The 19,363-nt window shown below is 46.1% G+C and carries 12 protein-coding genes; 9 read left to right on the forward strand and 3 right to left on the reverse strand.

Going from position 1 to position 19,363, the window contains the following annotated elements:
- Nucleotides 1–88: 88 nt before the first annotated feature.
- Nucleotides 89–1,588, forward strand: a complete 1,500-nt coding sequence (locus tag CAP50_RS05525; protein WP_241900662.1) for an aldehyde dehydrogenase family protein — start codon at nucleotides 89–91, stop codon at nucleotides 1,586–1,588.
- A 134-nt stretch (nucleotides 1,589–1,722) separates the two neighbouring features.
- Here the strand turns inward: CAP50_RS05525 and CAP50_RS05530 are convergent, their stop codons facing one another.
- Nucleotides 1,723–2,256 carry a DUF2058 domain-containing protein gene (locus tag CAP50_RS05530; protein WP_100749278.1) on the reverse strand — a complete coding sequence of 178 codons (534 nt, stop codon included), beginning with the start codon at nucleotides 2,254–2,256 and terminating at the stop codon, nucleotides 1,723–1,725.
- A gap of 241 nt (nucleotides 2,257–2,497) precedes the next feature.
- On the opposite strand from CAP50_RS05530, the gene CAP50_RS05535 reads away from it, so the two are divergent.
- From CAP50_RS05535 to CAP50_RS05555, 6 genes are all read left to right on the forward strand, one after another.
- Entirely contained in the window at nucleotides 2,498–3,361 is an 864-nt protein-coding gene (locus CAP50_RS05535; RefSeq protein ID WP_100749279.1) for a universal stress protein, read from the forward strand.
- A 45-nt stretch (nucleotides 3,362–3,406) separates the two neighbouring features.
- A complete protein-coding gene (locus tag CAP50_RS12890; protein ID WP_342365017.1) occupies nucleotides 3,407–3,802 on the forward strand; it encodes a cupin domain-containing protein in 396 nt (131 codons plus the stop codon).
- A 51-nt stretch (nucleotides 3,803–3,853) separates the two neighbouring features.
- Nucleotides 3,854–4,078, forward strand: coding sequence for a hypothetical protein (locus tag CAP50_RS12895; RefSeq protein WP_446737505.1), 225 nt, complete (start codon nucleotides 3,854–3,856; stop codon nucleotides 4,076–4,078).
- 292 nt (nucleotides 4,079–4,370) lie between these two features.
- Nucleotides 4,371–5,819 carry a TolC family protein gene (locus CAP50_RS05545; protein WP_241900663.1) on the forward strand — a complete coding sequence of 483 codons (1,449 nt, stop codon included), beginning with the start codon at nucleotides 4,371–4,373 and terminating at the stop codon, nucleotides 5,817–5,819.
- Between the two features lie 47 nt (nucleotides 5,820–5,866).
- A complete protein-coding gene (locus CAP50_RS05550; protein ID WP_100749281.1) occupies nucleotides 5,867–8,104 on the forward strand; it encodes a type I secretion system permease/ATPase in 2,238 nt (745 codons plus the stop codon).
- Nucleotides 8,105–8,115: 11 nt separating this feature from the next.
- Entirely contained in the window at nucleotides 8,116–9,285 is a 1,170-nt protein-coding gene (locus CAP50_RS05555; protein ID WP_100749282.1) for an HlyD family efflux transporter periplasmic adaptor subunit, read from the forward strand.
- A 149-nt stretch (nucleotides 9,286–9,434) separates the two neighbouring features.
- On the opposite strand, the gene CAP50_RS05560 is transcribed toward CAP50_RS05555, so the two are convergent.
- Entirely contained in the window at nucleotides 9,435–10,109 is a 675-nt protein-coding gene (locus CAP50_RS05560) for a hypothetical protein (RefSeq protein ID WP_100749283.1), read from the reverse strand.
- A gap of 406 nt (nucleotides 10,110–10,515) precedes the next feature.
- Between CAP50_RS05560 and CAP50_RS05565 the strand changes: the two genes are divergently transcribed.
- Together CAP50_RS05565 and CAP50_RS05570 are read left to right on the forward strand one after the other, a co-directional pair.
- A complete protein-coding gene (locus tag CAP50_RS05565; protein ID WP_100749284.1) occupies nucleotides 10,516–11,472 on the forward strand; it encodes an OmpA family protein in 957 nt (318 codons plus the stop codon).
- Between the two features lie 67 nt (nucleotides 11,473–11,539).
- Nucleotides 11,540–18,730, forward strand: a complete 7,191-nt coding sequence (locus tag CAP50_RS05570; RefSeq protein ID WP_100749285.1) for a BapA/Bap/LapF family large adhesin — start codon at nucleotides 11,540–11,542, stop codon at nucleotides 18,728–18,730.
- 177 nt (nucleotides 18,731–18,907) lie between these two features.
- On the opposite strand, the gene CAP50_RS05575 is transcribed toward CAP50_RS05570, so the two are convergent.
- Nucleotides 18,908–19,360 carry a PACE efflux transporter gene (locus CAP50_RS05575; RefSeq protein ID WP_100749286.1) on the reverse strand — a complete coding sequence of 151 codons (453 nt, stop codon included), beginning with the start codon at nucleotides 19,358–19,360 and terminating at the stop codon, nucleotides 18,908–18,910.
- Nucleotides 19,361–19,363: the final 3 nt, after the last annotated feature.

Here is a 19,363-nt window from a genome sequence, read left to right on the forward strand (position 1 = left end):
ATGATGGCAACCATCATTTGGCATTAAAAAACCAGCGAACATTTAGCGTAAATATAGATTTATCAATAATATAAGGCAACTGAGTATCATGGAAATGACCAATTCTTTATCTTTAACAAGAGCCGCCGCTCAGCAAAGCATAACAAATGATGTAAGGTTAAACGCGGCCTATATCGATGGTGATTGGGTCACGATTGAAGCCTCTGAGTCAGTAAGTGACCATGCTTTATATGACCCAAGTGCCGGCGAGGTCATCGCAACGACTCGTTTGTGTCATAGCGCACAAGTAGAGATGGCTGTCACGGCCGCCGCTCGCGCTTATCCGTCTTGGTCACAAGCCAGCATGGGTACACGGGCGCGCTATTTACAGGCGATTGCCGATACGATGGAGCAGCAGTTTGATAAGCTGGTGGGACTGTCGGTATTGAATAACGGCAAGCCGATTGCAGAGGCGACGATAGATGTCGGAGATGCCATCGCCTGTTATCGCTATTATGCCAACCTTATCATCGAGCAGGAAACATGGTCTAAGGTCAGCACCGACGAGACGGGCATACGCTTATTGAAAACTTACGAGCCTGTTGGTATCTGCGCCCTTATTGTGCCTTGGAATTTTCCGATGGTGACTACCGCCTGGAAGCTGGCACCCGCGCTGGCAGCAGGATGTACCGTTATTCTCAAGCCGTCAGAGGTGACACTATTGCCAGAGCTGATGCTGGGTAATATATTGTCCGCTATACAGCTGCCAAAAGGCGTGGTCAATATCCTCCCTGGCGCGGCAGAGGTGGGCGCTGCGATGACCAGTCATCCGCTGATTGATAAAGTCTCCTTTACCGGTAGTAATAGCGTCGGCGAAAAAGTGATGCGCCAAGCTGCAGAAGGTATCAAAGACATCAGCCTAGAGCTGGGCGGTAAGTCCGCTATCGTGGTATGTGCAGATGCTGATATCGACTATGCCTGCGACTTGATCATAGGCGGTATCTTTACCAATGCTGGGCAGATTTGTTCAGCGACATCAAGATTGCTCGTCCACCAAGACATTGCCGAGTCGTTATTTGCAGTATTAAAAACAAAAACAGAAAGTCTGAAAATAGGCGATGGTTTTGCGGCGGACACACAAATGGGACCATTGGTCAGTGCTCAGCAGCTGGCGCAGGTCAAAAAGTATATCAATATTGCAACTGAAGAAAACCTGCACTGCCTAACGGGAGGCACCCTCTTAGCGCATCAAGGCTATTTTGCTGCGCCGACCATTTATACCGAGGTACCAGCGACCAGTCGCTTGTGGGCAGAGGAGGTGTTTGGGCCTGTGTTGGTGAGTGCGACCTTTGTAGATAACGCGCAGGCGATTGCACTTGCCAATGACAGTAAGTATGCCTTGGCTGCGAGTATTGTCAGCGCTGACGAGAATGCAGCATTAGAGATGGCACGGCACATTCGAGCCGGTCATATTTGGGTCAATGAGCAGCAAATCGTTGTGCCCGAAGCGGGCTGGGGCGGGTTTAAGCAAAGTGGTATCGGCCGAGAATTAGGGACTGATGGCTTATCTGCTTATCAAAAGAGTAAGCATGTTTTGCTACCGTCTTAATGGCCGTTTTGATGACAGTCTTTATGACAGTCTTTATGAATGCTCTTATGTCTCTGTCAAAAAACCCCCTGTATAGAACGCCTATATAGGGGGGGTGGTTAATGCTTAGTCAGTAGCAATTGAATAACTGCGACCTACCACATCAAGTCATCTGGGATTACGTAAGCGGCATAAGGATCGTCTTCTGCCAACGCGTCTTCGGCAGTATCGTTTGATACCACCATAAAGCCTGTCATCTTAGTATCTATACGATCGGCTAGTGGGCGTGGTAGCAGGGCGTAGCTGTCCTCTAGGCGTGCTATGACCACATGGCCTGCGACGATTTGATCATACAGCTTTTGGGTGATATAAATCTTTTTGATTTTCGTATCATCCACAAACTGATAAGTAATCTCACCTTGTGTATCAGTGATTTGATGCTGCTTAATCATCTGAATGATATTGGCTTTTCGTGTTTTTTCTTCTAACGCTCGTTGCTTTTCTTGATTGAGCTTTTGGTCTTTTTTCAGCTTTTTTGCTTGAGCTTCTGCCAGCGCCTTTTTGGCTGCTGCGCTGTCTGAGTCGCCAGTACGTTTGGCATGCTCTGCTTGTTTGCTGATTTTTTTGGCCTTTTTGCTATCGACCAAACCAGCTTTTAATAATTGAGCCTGAAGGGCGTTTTTTGCCATAATTCACTCACCTAAATCCACTCATTGAAACCGCGATATGTCACTTACAACATCCAAGCCCTGTATTGTAGCAAAATTTGCTAAGAGATGGGGTGTGAGTCTGTCAGACATCGCTGGATGATATAGGCCAAATTGGGTATCATCAAGGCAGTGGCTGAGGTTTTAGCGTTTGGCCATATTAAAGAGCTATATAGCTATAAATAGCGGTATCGGGGTAAATAACGATGATTAAGGACAGATTATGACAACATCGCAGCACATTTTGGCTTGTATCGATGGCTCGGCCGTGACCGCATCCGTCTGTGATTATGCCGCATGGTACGCCAATCGAATAAACTTACCCGTTGGTCTGCTGCATGTCAGCGATGTGCCAGCGTCGTTTAGACGTGATCTGTCAGGGGCGATAGGGATTAATAGCCGTGAGTTTTTGTTAGAGGAGCTGGCGCAGTTAGACGAGCAAAGAGCTAAGGTGGTCAATAGCTATAGCAATGCGCTGGTGCAGGATGCCAAAAGCCATATTCGTAATAAGTTTGGTGATCTTGAGGTGCTTATTTATCAAAGACGAGGCAAGTTACTGCCAGCCATTGAGCATTTTGCCACAGCAAACCGCGCCATCGTGATGGGTCGCCGCGGAGAAGATCACAAATATAGCCGCATCAATATTGGTAGTCAGATAGAGACGGTCGCCCGTGCCTCTGATATTCCCGTGGTGATTTGCTCAGAGACGTTTAAAGAGCCGCGCTCGTATATGATTGCGTTTGATGGTAGCAAGACTGCCATAAAGGCGGTACAAATGGTGGCTAAAAGCCCTATGTTAAAAGGTCTCGATAGCCATGTCGTGATGATCGGCAATCATAATGAGGCCGCCAAACAAAGCCTAAGCGCGGCCGCTGCCCAATTACAAGAGGCGGGTTTTAGCGTAAAGGCGCATCATTTATCGGCCTCCGATGCGGTCGATGGTCTATTAAAGTTTCAATTAGACAATGACATCGATATTATGGTGGTGGGCGCATACGGTCATTCAAAACTACAGCAGTTGTTTTTGGGCAGTACCACCACAGAGATCATCGCCAGCACGTTGTCGCCTGTGGTTTTGCTACGTTAGCCGTTTGCCTTTTTGGGATAATACGCAGTTTTTGGACAGTATGCTATGTTGATTAATGCAGATTTTACTCGCGTCGCCACCTCACTACCCAAGCAGCAGCAATGGGTAAAATCACCGCAAAAGGGGGTAGAGCGCATCATGCTCGATCGTATGGGTGCAGAAAAAGCTCGTGCCACCAGCTTTGTGCGTTATGCTCCTCAGTCTGACTTTCCGCATCACCGCCATCCGGGCGGTGAGGAGATATTTGTGCTGGCAGGGACGTTTTCTGCCGATGACAAACATTATCCAGCAGGCTGGTATTTACGGAATCCGCCAGCCTCAGGTCATAGGCCTTATAGTGATGAGGGAGCGATGATCTTTGTAAAGCTATGGCAGATGCCAGCAGATGAGACACGCTATGTGGCGATCGATACCAATAAAGCGAGCAATTGGCAACGTTAAGGCTCGCGCAGTGTCTGCCAGCTGTTTGCTAGTGACTATGAGCACGTCAGCTTGCAGCGCTTGGACGCAGGTGAGCTGCTATTTACTGAGACCATCAGCGGCGGTGCCGAAATCATGGTGCTGGCAGGTGAGTTGCACGCTGACGGTGAGACTTTTTCGCGCTATAGCTGGATACGCCTGCCGACCGATACACCATTAGAGATGGTATCTGGCCCTAGCGGCGCGACCGTATATATCAAGACGGGGTATCTGGCGCAGGTCATTGGTGTGCGCTAGTCAACCAAAAAATAGTTGTAGATTGAGAGACGCTTAACGACTATATTTAATAATAGCTATACATAGCTATTGATGTATACATGCTAAAAACTGATATTAAACAGGCTTCCGTCATGGAGGCCTTTTTAATAGCTATTCTTTGATTGATTTCTCAGATAGGCTTTAGTAAGGTTTGAGACATAAAACCAAACGATTGATCAATATCATTCAATGCTAATGCCTAAAACCTTATATGACAAATTTCTTAGATAAAAAAAAGTACAGTTTTACTTTCGCACGATGTCGTCAGGCTATGCTACTAATGATAGGTGCTTGGGTTTCTGTCAGCTCCTATGCGGTAGTGACAGACTTACAGATCAATAGTCTGATCAAACAGTCTATTGAAACGCATCCTTTGGTAGGCTCAGCCCGGGCGCAACACGAGGCAACCACAGAAGGTATCAATGCCGCTAAGCTAAACTTGTTGCCGACCCCCAGCATTTCTTCAGGTTATGACCTTGATAATGAATTTGTGTCACAAGTCACCATACGTCAACCGCTATGGACGGCCGGTAAGCTGACAGCGGATGTCAATCAAGCCATATTCGATGACAAAGCTGCCGTAGAGCACATCTACGAGCAACAAAACTTGGTTGCCAAAACAACCATCGAGGCATGGCAAGGATACATTCAGGCCATCGCTCAGCAGCATATTCATGCTGATGCCTTAGAGCAGCTGCATGAGTTTGAGGCGATGATGCAGCGCCGCGTGAAGCAAGGGGTTTCAGCGCGTATCGAGCTTGATTTGGTAACCAATCGCATTTTGCAAGAGCAGCACGCTTATCAAGCTGCTATTGAGCAGCAGCGTATAGCCGTGGCCAGACTTGAACAAATCATCGGTGAGCCTTTGTCTCGCAGTAGTGCTATGAGCTTACCTAATATCAAAACTTTGGTGGATCAAGCAAAACAACAGTCTGCCAGCTTTGAGCGTATGGCGTTTGACCAATCCAGCTTTTATAACCCTACTGTTGTAAAAGAGCACTTTCAGATTGAGTCTGCCAAACAAGGCGTCGAAGCCCAACAAGCGGCACGATATCCCACAGTATATGCGCAATACGAACACGCTTACTATCACGATGACCACACAGATACAGGCAAGTTTTCTTTGGGATTAAACTATGCTCCAGGTGCTGGGTTCTCTAACTTGGCGCTCGCGCGCGCGTCTCAAGCGCAAGTCAATAGCTTGGTTCAAAACCAAGAAGCGGCGCGCCGTCGAGTGATAGAAGATATACAAGTGCAGTACCAGCAGTTTGTCAGTGCCAAAGACCGAGAAACCTCACTGGTCGCGGCGGCGGCGGGCGCGCAAATCGTGGTCAGCTCGTATCGCAGACAGTTTATCGCTGGTCGTAAATCATGGCTAGAGGTGCTAAATGCTGTACGTGAACACAATGATTATCAAGTACAGCTGGTGCAAACTCGAGCCAGCTTATTAGGAGCCTTTTATAAGTTGCAAGTTGATTTTGGCGTGATGCCATGGCAACAATTTGCCGCCAACCGAGCGCCTGTCAACTTATTTAAACCATTAGATAACGTCAAAAACTGGATGGGTAAAAAAAGTAAAAACGCAGATAGCAAAGCGCTCGGTTATCAAGCACAAGGACCGGAGGACTATATCAATATCAGATTGCCCGCGAGCGCTGAGGATGACCTCAACAATGGCCAGTATATTATGCTAGAAGAGGATTACCTTATCACGCCCTAAAAGGATTTATATCAAGGTATTTCTTAACTATAAGATAAGTGATTAATATGAGCACAAATTCGCAAGTGACATCCTCCCAATCTGTAATGCCAAATCAAGCCGCCCCAAGCCCTGCGCAGAGTGAGTTGACTAAAACACTGATAGATGCGGTGAGACATCTACTGGGTCAGCAAGGCTATCCGGTCGATAACATACGTCTGCATGATGTCATCGAGCGTCATCAGGAGCTGTTTGATAGGCAAGGTAAAAGTCTTCATGAGTTAAGTGGTGTGTTGGCGATATTTGATGATGTTGGCGTCAAAGATATTCCTGAGGTGTTGCAAGAGCCAGATGCTGCTTTTTTGCCTTTGCTTGCTTATCGACCAGATATGGGCTGGGGAGTGATCGATGGCCAAACCCCACAAAAAAACTGGCGGTTTAGACAAGAGGATGCCAGCACTCCGACGCGCACTGAACAGTTAGCGCTTGTCTTACGTGTCCGTCTAAAAGACGATCATATCAAGCAGCGGACTGCCTCATTTTCTGATTTATTAAAATCAGATCTCAGTAATTACAAAGGCGTGTTATTTGAAGCCGTGATTGCCACCTTTCTCATAAATATGTTGGCACTGGCAGTGTCTTTATTTTCTATGCAGGTTTATGACCGAGTTATCCCGACCCGTAGCGAATACACACTTATTATTTTAGCGAGCGGCGTCATGTTGGTGATTTTATTCGAAGCCTTTATGAAGTTTTCGCGCTCAAAAATCATGGACAAAGTCGTGGTTGGTCTTGATCAGTATTTATCACGCGAAGTGTTTCAGCGTTTGTTAAAGGTACGCATCGATCAGATGCCAGGTTCGGTCGGCTCTATGGCCGCTCAGCTACGTGGATATGAGCAAGTGCGTGGTTTTTTTACGGCCAGTACGCTGTTTGGTTTGGTCGATATACCCATGACCATTATATTTATCAGCTTGGTGGCTTTTATTGGCTCACCACTGGTCGCGGCCGTCCCAGTCGTGGCTGCACTAGTCGCGATCGTGATGGGGCTGTTTGCCCGTAAACGCATCGATATCATCGCAGCAGAAGGTGCAACCGCCTCTTATTATAAAACAGGTCTTTTGGTAGAAGCCGTTGAGGGGGTGGAGACGATAAAAGCGGGGGCGGGCAGTTGGAAGTTCTTGTCTCGTTGGCTTGATGTGATGAATATCACCGTCAAAAACGACTTGGATATGAAACATACCAATGACAACTTAACTTACTTTACTCAAATGCTGCAGCAAGTGAGCTATGTGGGTATTGTGATAGTAGGCTCTTTTGTTGTGATGCAAGGTGATATGACCATGGGTGGCCTGATTGCTTGCTCTATTTTGGGTGGCCGAGTGTTGGCTCCAGTAATGGCTATACCCAACCTACTGGTACAGTACTCTCATGCCAAAGCCGCCAAACTCAATATCGAAACGCTGTTTTCGCTTGAGCAAGACAATCAAGGTGTGGCTTATCCCTTATCACCGACTCGTATCAATGGTAGCTACCAGTGTGATGGTTTGGTGTTTAATTACCAAGGCAATGACAGATCAGCGCTTGCGATTGATAAGCTAAGCATCAAACCAGGAGAGCGCATTGCGATCTTGGGCCCCATTGGTTCAGGGAAGTCGACCTTGCTAAAAGTACTCGCGGGCTTGTATGCACCGACCAAAGGCCGAGTACTGTTGGATGGTCTAGATATTCATCAAATCAGTCGTGAGACGTTAAGTGAGCGCGTGGGGTATTTGCAGCAAGACCACAGGCTGTTTCAAGGCACGCTAAGAGAAAACCTACTGATTGGTATGGCAGCGCCCAATGATGATGTCCTACAAGATGCCCTAAATAAAACAGGGCTTATCAATCTTGTATCTAGCCACTCAAGCGGCCTTGATTTGCCCATTAGTGAAGGCGGTAAAGGCTTATCAGGTGGGCAAAAGCAATTGGTTGCCTTCACTCGCTTATTACTAACAAAGCCGGATGTGTTTTTATTAGATGAACCCACCGCCTCCATGGACAATCGCCAAGAGCAGCGCTGTTTACAAGTGCTAAAGCAAGAGCTGACAAAAGGCCAGACTTTTATCGTCTCTACGCATAAAACCGCTCTTTTAGACTTAGTCGATAGATTGATTATCATGGACAATCAACGCATAGTGATAGACGGACCAAAACAAGCGGTGCTTGATAGCTTAAAAAGAAACGAACAAGCTCAATATCAAAACCCCATCAAAAAAAGAGGAAAAACGACCGATCAGATCAATAAAGACTCACCAGACAATTAAGGTAAGCAGGCATGTCAGAATATAAATACACACCCACCAACCCCAATGTAAATCGCTCAAGGTTAAGTATTTGGATTGCCTTAATTGGGATAATTGTCTTAATCATATGGGCATCATACGCCAAAATAGACCAAGTAACTCGTGCCAAAGCTACCGTTATCGCAAGCGCTCGTACACAAGAAATTCAAGCCTCAGAGGGTGGGGTGCTAACTCGGCTTGCTGTGGCAGAAGGCCAAGAAGTCAAAAAAGGTCAGTTGCTTGTCGTGTTAGAAGAGGAGCGAGCCAAGGCCGCGGTCGATAACTCCGCGTCTAAAATAGCAGCATTACAAGCAAAGCTGGCGCGATTAAATGCTGAGATATTCGAAAAACCTTTAGTTTTCCCAAAGGCATTACAAAGCTACCCTGAATACGTACAAAACCAAAAAGCGCTTTATGATCGACGCCGCCGGGCGATCAATGAAGACGTCTCTTCTCTTGAAAAAATGCTGGTGTTGGCGCGGCAGGAGCTGAGCATGAATGAGCCTTTATTAGAGTATGGGGATGTCAGTCAGGCAGATGTGATTAAGCTGAGCCGTCAAGTGGCTGATATCGAAGCGCAAATCAACAATAAGCGCAATAAATACTTTGAGGAAGCGCAAGCTGAAATGACCAAAGCCCAAGAAGAGCTTGATACGGAGCTTGAGCAGCTACGAGATCGCTCACAAGTACTAGAAGAAAAACGTCTGATGGCACCGACAGAAGGCAAGGTCAAAAATATTAACGTGACCACTATCGGCGGTGTGGTGAAGCCAGGCGAGATCATTATGCAGATTTTGCCGACCAGTAGTGGTCTAATCATTGATGCAAAAGTGAGCCCTGCCGATATTGCGTATGTCAAAGAAGGCCAATACGCGACCGTAAAGCTCGATGCTTATGATTATTCTATTTTTGGCGCAATGAAAGGGACGGTAAATTATATTAGTCCAGATACGCTTATTGAAAAAACGCCTAAGGGCGAAGAGCCTTATTATCGAGTATTAATTGTCATCAATGGTGCCGAATTTGCAGGCAGGGGCGATGAGATTGTCATCAAACCTGGTATGACAGCGTCAGTTGATATCAAGGCTATGGAACGCACTGTATTGTCTTACTTGACCAAGCCTATCACCAAAACCTTGTCAGAGGGCTTAGGCGAGCGATGATAAGACACCTTAACTGATGCCAGTGTTACCTCTCTTTTATCCTAACGTATTTACAGTCTGTTCTAAATAAAACAGATACAGAGCTATCAAGTCGCTCACTGAAAAGTATTCTTTATAAATGCTAGTTGCTAGTTGCTAGTTGCTAATTGCTAATTGCTAATTGCTAATTTTTTTTGTTTTTCTATTTCATGAATTTTTTGTTGATTTCTATTTTTTATTTCATTAATTGCCTGACTTAGCTGACTGTTTATCTCCTCTGATTCTGACTTTATTGATAGGTGCTCATCATCTATTACTATGTTATTTTTTGTATTAGGGATGTCCATCTCTAATAGTCCGGCATGATTTTTTATATCTTTTAATTCTGCAAGGTCTTCTTTTTTTATAGGCATCAGATTCTCGTTGTTTTGGCTATCTGGAGCGTCTTTTTCTTGTGTGTTTTGAATGATTGAGACAGAGGCCGCGCTATCTTTATGAATGATCTTTTGAGAGCTCTTAAAGATTACCGTATTATCAGTTTTTGGTTCATCGAGCGCTTCCGAGCTTCTTGTAGAGGTTTTCTTATGACGGCTTTGAATATCACTGTCTTTTTTCGCGATGGTCTGCGTGCTACTAAGCGTAGATATATAGGTCTCTGATTTAAAAGGTAAGATTTCCGTATCTGTAATATCAAGCCTAGAAGGCAAAACTGTATTAGAGCTGCTGTCAGCCACTTTTACTGAGTCATGTGTATGTACAGTCAGATAAAACACAATGAATACGGCTATATGCACCAGTATCGCTAGACACAGGGCTTTTAGATGCTTCTTATCAAAACTTTTCATTCTATAGCTCTTACCTTTTTGTGCCAAAGTTTTTGCTACTATTATCTAAATCCCTAAGTAATTACGGCTACTACCAGTATCATTATAAAGGTATCGTATAAAAAATATAAATGATAGTCATTAAAAGAAGTATGGTGTACTTTATATATGCTTTTAAACGAATATAAATAAATTTTATATATAATCATAGTCTCTATAAAAATAAAAAAGCAATGATAATAGTAGGGTTTTTTAAATAGAATAATACTGATTATTCAAGGTTTGCATTATTTTTTTGTGACGCTATACTGAGATTATAGTCATGATATTTACAAAAAACATAAATACCTATGATAAATGGTAATAAAAGAGTCGGTCAAAAATCATTTAAGATAGAAATCATACATGCTAATAAGGAGTAGGAGATATGGATATTAGAATAGCGACGTTATCAACGGTGTTGTTTTCAATGACTGGCTTATTAGGATGTCAAACTCTCGCAAATAATCCATCAGAGCTAAGCCGTACACAGATACATCAAGCCAGTTGGGTTACCAGTGGAGACGCGTTTGGCCCGCCTGACGATAGTGTGTTGGCAACTAATGAAAGCCGAGTGGTGTTCTTTCGTGATGAAGAGGACGGCAGCTCAGACGTTGTTAGGATAGGGCTAGGTGCTGATAATGTTTTCCAATCTAGCCTACAAAACAAGCACTATTCAGAAAGTGTGCTGTGCTCTGGTGTGCAAACTATCAACATCAACATAGGAGTCGCTGATAAGCAAAAAGTAACGACCTACTCTCAAAAATATACCTTCCTCCCACAAACCACCATCTACTTACAGATTGGTAATTCCAAATCAGGCCATGCTTTTATCAGACAGGTTTCTCTTGAGGATGTTTTAAATTCACCTGAGAGGTTTACGCGCCAAGCTCACCAAATCAATCGTGTCTCCTCTAAGTGCAATAGGTTAGACAATGTCGATCTGCAACAGTCGGAAACGCTGAGTGCAGCGGACAATAGCGATATTGATGCACCTTTGTACTTTCGCCTACTGTTCGATTTCGATAGTGTCGACGTCAAAAACGAGAACGTAATAAAGCTTAGTAAAGTGGCCGATATGGCTCGATTATTTCCTAAAAGAGCCGTGATATTAGAAGGCCATACAGATGATAGAGGCCCAAAACAATACAATTTAACGCTTTCTCAAAAGCGTGCCGATGCTGTCAAAAATATTTTGATAAATCAATATGGTCTAGATGCTGAGCGTATAGCCAGTGTGGGCTATGGCGAATCAAGACCGGTGGATAAAAGTGGTACAGAAAAAGGACGTCAAAATAATCGCCGAGTAGACGCTATCGTGATCCGAGAAGAATCTGCTAAATAATTGGCAACGATATAATACTGCGAAGACATTACTCAAAAGTTTATAGACAAAAATCAGGGATGATATCATGAAAAATATAACCGTTAAAGCACAGAGCCAAATTGAGACAGTTACTGAGCACACAGTAATGACACAAAATAGCGAACCGATCGTCATTGCTGCTACTAATAATATTAACTATGAGCTTATAGACGACTCCACAGGACATGCGCCAGACCATATCATTACTAAGCGAGTAGACAAAGATCTGCATGTTTCTTTTGAAAATAATAATCTTGAGCCAGATCTTATTATTGAAGGGTTTTATGAGGATATTAATAGTGCGCTCATAGGCTTGGCCGAAGATGGCAGTTATTACTACTATATTCCGGATTCTGGTGAGGTAGCAGACTATGTTACTGAGTTGGAAATAGGTGATGTACAAGGACAGGCCTTGGGTGGGACACCGCAAGCAGCACCTTGGTGGGTGGGAGCCACAGAAGTTGAAGGCTTTGATGCGTTACCTTGGTTAGCAGGTCTGGCAGGAGTAGGTATCTTAGGTGCTGCTTTAGGAAGCAGTGGTGGAAGTAGCAATAATAATCAACCACCAATTGATAATGTCGCTCCAGATGCGCCGACGGATGTCATCGTTAGTGCAGATGGCAGTAGCGTCACTGGTAAAGGAGAAGCGGGTAGTAACGTTGAAATCACAGATTCAAATGGCGATGTGATCGGCGAAGGGATGGTCGATGAAGACGGCAACTTTGACGTTGATATAGTACCACCACAAGTCGATGGTGAAGAGATAGACGTTACCTTGACAGATGAGGCAGGAAATACTTCTGATCCAACCAGTTCCATTGCCCCAGACTTAACTGCTCCAAACGCCCCAACCAGTATCATCGTTGGTAATGATGATGGTTTCCTCAACGAAGAAGAGATCGATGCAGATGGCAACGTAGACGCTATTATCGGCCTACCAGACAACGTCATTGCAGGCGACACCGTCATCGTCAATGGTCAAGAACAGACCTTAACGCCTGATGACATCAGCGCAAAAGAAGTCACCGTCAAAGTACCTGCACCCGCTGAGGGCGAGTCGCTTAACATCACCGCCACTATCAAAGATGCAGCAGGTAATGAGTCACAACCCTTAAACAAGAATGTGGGTGTGGTAGATACCGAAGCTCCAGGTGAGCAAGACGGCGCCACCCAAGTTGCCCCAGTTATCGCCATAGCAGAATCTGAGAACGGTGTTAATGCTGATGAGATTGCCGATGGTATCCAAGCCCAAATCACATTACCGACAGGCACCCTAGAGGGAGACAGCATCACCCTAACCGTGACCCCAGCGGGTGGTGGTACTCCAGTAGAAATCACCCACACTGTCACGGGACCTGAAGCGACAGCTGGCCTCTCAGAAATTACGATACCCAATGACCTAAATGGCATCACTGAAGATGGTGACTATAGTATCGTCGCTACCGTCACAGACCAAGCAGGGAACAGCAGTGCGCCGAGCACCTCGCTTGATTTCAGCGTTGACACGACTGCGCCAAGCGCACCGAGTATCGACAGCGTCAACGAAAACGGTATTACTGGTCAAGTCGCTGCAGATGAAGGGACTGAAACGGTTGAGATAACCTTAACCCCTCGTGATGAAGCGGATCTACCTGCGGGTGCAACCGACAATGGTGATGGCACATTCACTATCACGGTCCCTGTTGCAGCTGATGGCAGCTTTAGCACTGATGTGACCCCGCAAGATGGCACTGATGTGAGCGCTGAAGCCGTCGATGGCGCAGGCAACCACTCTGACCCCGCTATTGAGATAGGCGTTGACACCAGCGCTCCTGATAACATCAGCACCCAGATCGTCATCGATGACTTAACCGCTGACAACGTCATCAACAGTGAAGAGGCCGCTGGTAACGTGGCGATTACAGGTGAAGTGACAGGCGACTTCACAGCAGGCGACAGCGTCACCGTGACCGTCAATAATGTAACAAGCGAAGGTACGGTAAATGCTAACGGCACATTCAGTGTTGAGGTGGCCGGTAGCGACCTTGCCGCTGATACCAACGTAAGCGTGAGCATCGAAGCAACAGATGCTGCCGGTAACGTTGGCACTGTGAATCAAAACAAAACTTATAACGTAGACACTGAAGCCCCTGATGCGCCGACAGACGTCATCGTCAGTGCAGATGGCAGTAGCGTCACTGGTAAAGGAGAAGCGGGTAGTAACGTTGAGATTGCAGATCCAAATGGCGATGTGATCGGCGAAGGGGTGGTTGATGAAAACGGCAACTTTGACGTTGATATAGTACCACCACAAGTCGATGGTGAAGAGATAGACGTTACCTTGACAGACGAGGCAGGAAATACTTCTGATCCAACCAGTTCCATTGCCCCCGACTTAACCGCTCCAGATGCCCCAACCAGTATCACCGTTGGTAATGATGATGGCTTCCTTAATGAGGAAGAGATTGATGCAGATGGCAACGTAGATGCTATCATTGGCCTACCAGACAACGCCGTTGCAGGCGACACCGTCATCGTCAATGGTCAAGAACAGGCCTTAACACCCGATGACATCACCAACAAAGAAGTCACCGTCAAAGTACCTGCACCTGCTGAGGGCGAGTCACTTGACATCACAGCCACTATCAAAGATGCGGCGGGTAATGAGTCACAACCCTTAAACAAGAATGTGGGTGTGGTGGATACCATAGCTCCTGACGCCCCAACGAATGACTTCATCATTACTGATAACGTCGTTAATGACGGTAGTGGCGATGTTTTAGAGCCGCCAGAAATCATTCCAGCAGGTGGTGTCACTAATGACAACACCCCAAGTATTACGATTCCTGCTGGTACATTAGACGCTGATGAAACGGCGCAGTTGATCATTGATGGTGAAGTGGTCGAAGCAACCATCGTAGACAATGCTGATGGCAGCCTCACATTGACACCAAACACCGCCTTAACAGAGGGCGCACATGATCTAAGTTATAACCTAAAGGATGCAGCAGGAAACGTAAGTAGCAGTGGACCTGTGGTCAACATCACTGTCGACACCACCGCCCCAGGTGAACAAGACGGCGCCACCCAAGTTGCTCCAGTCATAGCCATAGCAGAAGCTGAGAACGGTGTTAATGCTGACGAGATTGCCGACGGCATTCAAACCGAAGTCACATTGCCGACGGGCACCCTAGAAGGGGATACCATTACTCTAACCGTGACCCCAGCGGGTGGTACACCAATACAGATTACTCACGTCGTCACGGCACCTCAAGTAGCCAACGGCGTATCAGAAGTTACGATACCCAATGACCTAAATGGTATCACTGAAGATGGTGACTATAGTATCGTCGCTACTGTCACAGACCAAGCAGGTAACAGCAGTGCGCCGAGTGATCTCTTTGACTTTACGGTAGATACAGTGGCTGAGCTTACTGTGGACACCCCCATTGCAGGTGATAACGTTGTCAATGCTGACGAAGCTGCGGAGGGCTTTAACGTAACAGGTACAGGTACTGCTGGTGACACCATTACATTGGCCAACCAAGCAGACAATCTGATTGGTACGGCGGTTGTAGGTGCTAATGGTAAATGGTCTATTAGTGTCAATCAACAAGGCGTTGCCGATATGAACCAAGGGTTAGAAACCTTAACCCTCACTGCTACAGACCCAGCGGGTAACGTAAGCTCTGAGACCGCTGATATTACCATCGTGCCAGCGACAGCACTGACTATTACCACTCCAATCGCAGGTGATAACCTTGTCAATGCTGACGAAGCAGGTACTGGTTTTGATGTCACAGGTACAGGTGCGGCAGGTGATACCATCACATTAACCAACCAAGCTGGCGATCTGATTGGTACTGCACTTGTGGGTGACAATAACAGATGGAGTATCGCTGTTGATTCAGCGCAAGTGGCTGCTATGGGAGAGGGCGTAGAGACTCTAACAGCGACCTCTGGCTCTGATACGGCTAGCGCCACGATCACCATTGATACCGCCGCTCCCGATGATACGACGACCGATATTGTCGTTGACGACGTGACCGCTGACAACGTTATTAATGCTATCGAGGCTGAGGGCAATATCGCGGTTACGGGCAGCGTGACGGGTGATTATAGTGAGGGCGATGCCTTGACGATAACGGTCAATGGTATTGAATATGCAGGCGCTGTAGATTTCGCTGGCAGCTTTAGTATCGAAGTGCCCGGCGCTGAGCTTGTGGCAGATGCTGATAACACTATTGAGGTCAGTATTAGCGCAACGGATGAAGCAGGCAATACAGGCATTGTCACTACCACCAAAGACTATGCTGTCAATACAGATGAGATCATCGCCGCCGCTGATAATTTTGTCGATTTTCAGCTCGATGCTACGCCATTAGAAATAGTAAACGACACACCATCAGATTTGAATAAAACAGGGTTTACTCTTGTCGGTGCAAGCTTAGGTCCTGTATTAGGCGCAGGTGTGGTCGCTGATGTCGTTGACAACTCAGTGGTACTCGAGGTGGGTGAGGATCAAGTCCGTGAAGTGACTGTCAAGGGCAATGCAGGCGGTGTACAGGTCGCAGGCACCATGAATCTGAATTTATACAAACTCAATGAGTCTACCGGTGAGTGGGAGCTACAGGCAGTCAAAGAAAACTGGGTAGTGTCTTATCTGCTAGGCGGCGTGTCTGAACCGGCTGACTTTAGCTTGGATGAAGGCCAGTGGCTGTTTGTCATGTCTGGTAATGAAGGTATCTCAGCATTGACGGGTTATACGCTACAATTTGAAAAAGATGTTGTTTTAGACTACTCCGAAGCAACAGCGGTTAGCGGCTCAGTGACAGGAGACCTCTTAGCGGATGATGATGCGAGCTTTAGTTACGATGAGCTACCAATTGGTACCACGGTGACCTCCATCACCTCATCTACTGGCACACAAGCCCTTGAATCAGGCGAGACAACGATTCAAGGACAATATGGCACCTTGACCATAGCGCCTGATGGCAGCTATGAGTATAGTGTCAATGAAGACTTCCGCGGGCCTTATGGCAGTGAGGAGCGCTTTACTTATACCATTGCGTCGCCTGATGGTAATACCGACTCTGCAGATCTCACCATTGAGTTAAACATCCTCCCCGCCGATAAACAAGTTAAGATCGATGAGAATCTTGTGGTCGATGCAGAGCCAACGGTCATCTTAGACACAGAGAACTCTGAGATTAAAGACGCTGTCGGCTTTGGGGTTTTGGATTTGAGTTTTGGCTCATCGTCCGTCCTAGATCTTGAGCTACTAGGCGGTAAGCCGCCACTTGAGTTTAGCGTGGGTGACAATCAGGTGCGTGAGCTTACCTTGCATGGTAGCGCAGGCGGCGTAGAGATTGCAAAAACCTATAGCATGGCAGTTTATAAGCTCAACGAAGATACTGGACAGTATGAGCAAGTTCACTTTGAAAAAAACTGGTTTAATGCGCCATTACTTGGTGGTAGGTCAGACCCGTTGACTTTGCAGTTTGGTGAAGGTGACTATAAGGCTGTGTTATTGACCGCAGGCGGCGTGGGAGTGCTCAGCGGCAATGGTCTGTATGTGGATCATGACACCATCTATGATTATGACCAGCCCTCGAAATTTACAGGTGAGATCACAGGAGATGCCACTCCTGATGTGGGTACTGTGATACTCAAAGTAGGCGAAGAGGCGGTCACCTCAAACGCTCCTATGACTTATCAGGGCAAGTACGGGCAGCTAGTCATCGATGCCAATGGCGAGTACACCTATAGCGTAAACAACAACGCTAGTGATCCTAACTGGCAGCCGCCCTATGGCGAGGTCGACTCATTTAGACTGGTGACTAAGGACGCAAATGGTAATGCGGCTGTCGAAACCTTAAACATCAAGATTAGCACGCATACGGCGGTTGATGATTTTAATGAAGTGGCAGTACAAACGCAAAATACCGTCACCAACATCAACTTTAATGAGCCAGATAAAGTAGGTAATTATGGCAAGTCTTACACTAAAGAGTTTGAGATCGCTGAACATGATGCCGCCGCTCCGGTTATCATAGAAGCGACTGCCAGATCTACTAATATCGCTTTTGGTGATAATGTCACCATTACCTATACTTTGCTAAATACCACAACTGGTCAGAGCTTTGTGGGCTCAGTGGAAGGGACAAAGGCAGGAGCATCTCTGAGCGACTCATTACCTGATTTGCCTGCAGGCAATTATGAGCTGACTATTACGACAAACAAAGGTAACTTGCAGAGTATCGGTTTTGACACCACAGTCATTCATTCAGCGGATTATACCGCTAGTGATGTGACGGCTATCAGTGGCTCTTTGATTGCTGGTAACGATAATGACCAAGGCATAGGCAATATCTCTGAGCTAAAAGTTGACAGTAAGTCAGTCTTCATTAGCGACCCTAATCAAGGTGCACAATCGATTGATATCAAAGGCCTGTATGGCACTTTGACTGTCTCTAAAGATGGTAGTTATAGCTATTTGCCAAATGGTGAAAGCTTTGGGATTGAGCGCTTTACTTATGAGACTAATTCTGTGACAGGTGTCAAAGAGACTGCAACCTTAGAGATCAATGTTGGCAAAAACATTACGGCCTCTATTTATGATGATGTTGCCATCAGCTCCGCCGCTAATGATAGCTTCATCATGGGCGAAGGCGCTGATACTTTAGTCTTTGGTAATCTAGGGACAGAAAACGGCGGCAATGGTAATAACGGTCTGGATACTTGGAATGACTTTAGCGCTGTTCAAGGCGATACGATCGATGTGACAGGACTGCTCGATGGCAACCAAACGGCAGCAAATATCGGTGACTACCTGACCTATGAAAATGGTGTCCTCATGGTCGACCGCAACGGCAACGCTGAGTTTGAGGGGCTGTTAGAAGTGACGGCGACCGACTTAGATGAGTTGTTGGGTAGTATAGAGTGGGAGGCTGGCGCTGCTGGTATCGCTGAATTTAATCTCGATGCGCTTAATGGCTTATCTATCGACGCTAGCGAGGGCTCTAAAGCCATGATAATGGATTCAGAGACTTCTATCGGTTTGTCAGATATCTTCGAAAACGAAACTATAGAGGTGCAAAGTATGAGCACCAATACTGAGGGCTCAGCAGTAGATGGTTTGCAGGGAAGCCAGCAATCTGCGACAGATAATCAAGCAGCGCTATATGATGCTTGGCAGCCAAGCAATTATTCAAGCTTACCAAATGATATCGGCACAGATATGCAAAATATTATCTAATCGTTATTGGTATCAAATCATATGCTGTATTCAAAACGCTTCCAAAAGGGAAGCGTTTTTTATTACTTATGGTCATTAGCCATTAAATGCTGCCCATTAAACGCCAATTATTTACAGCTTCTTCTTGCCTGCTGCTAAGCGTCTGTCTCAAGCCCTGAAGGGTTTAGTAAACAGCGCTTACGTCTGCGCAGGCACCGTGTTATCTGTTGTATGGCCGAAATGGGTGATCGGAAACAGTTTGTCATAAGCCCAATTATAAGAAAACGTATAAAACAAATAAAAGCCCACCAACGACGCATCCATGACAAAAGCATGCCATAAGCTGATGTTTAGATACCATGCCACCATGGGCAGATACAGTACCAGTAATCCACCTTCAAACAACACAACGTGCAGCACTCGTATCCATGGTGTCTTAAACGTACTGTGCCTAAATCTGAGCATCCCTTTATCAAAGACAATATTAAAGCCATAGTTCCAAAGCGTGGCGATGATAGAGCCTGCAATGGCAATAACACTGATGTCCTTCAGCTCAAACCCAAAGAAAAAGCTCATGATTGGAATCGAGAGAATTAAGGCGATAACCTCAAAACCCACAGCGTGACGAATACGATCTCGATGAGTTCGCATGAT

Source organism: Psychrobacter sp. L7, assembly GCF_002810365.1.
Classification (GTDB): Bacteria; Pseudomonadota; Gammaproteobacteria; order Pseudomonadales; family Moraxellaceae; genus Psychrobacter; species Psychrobacter celer.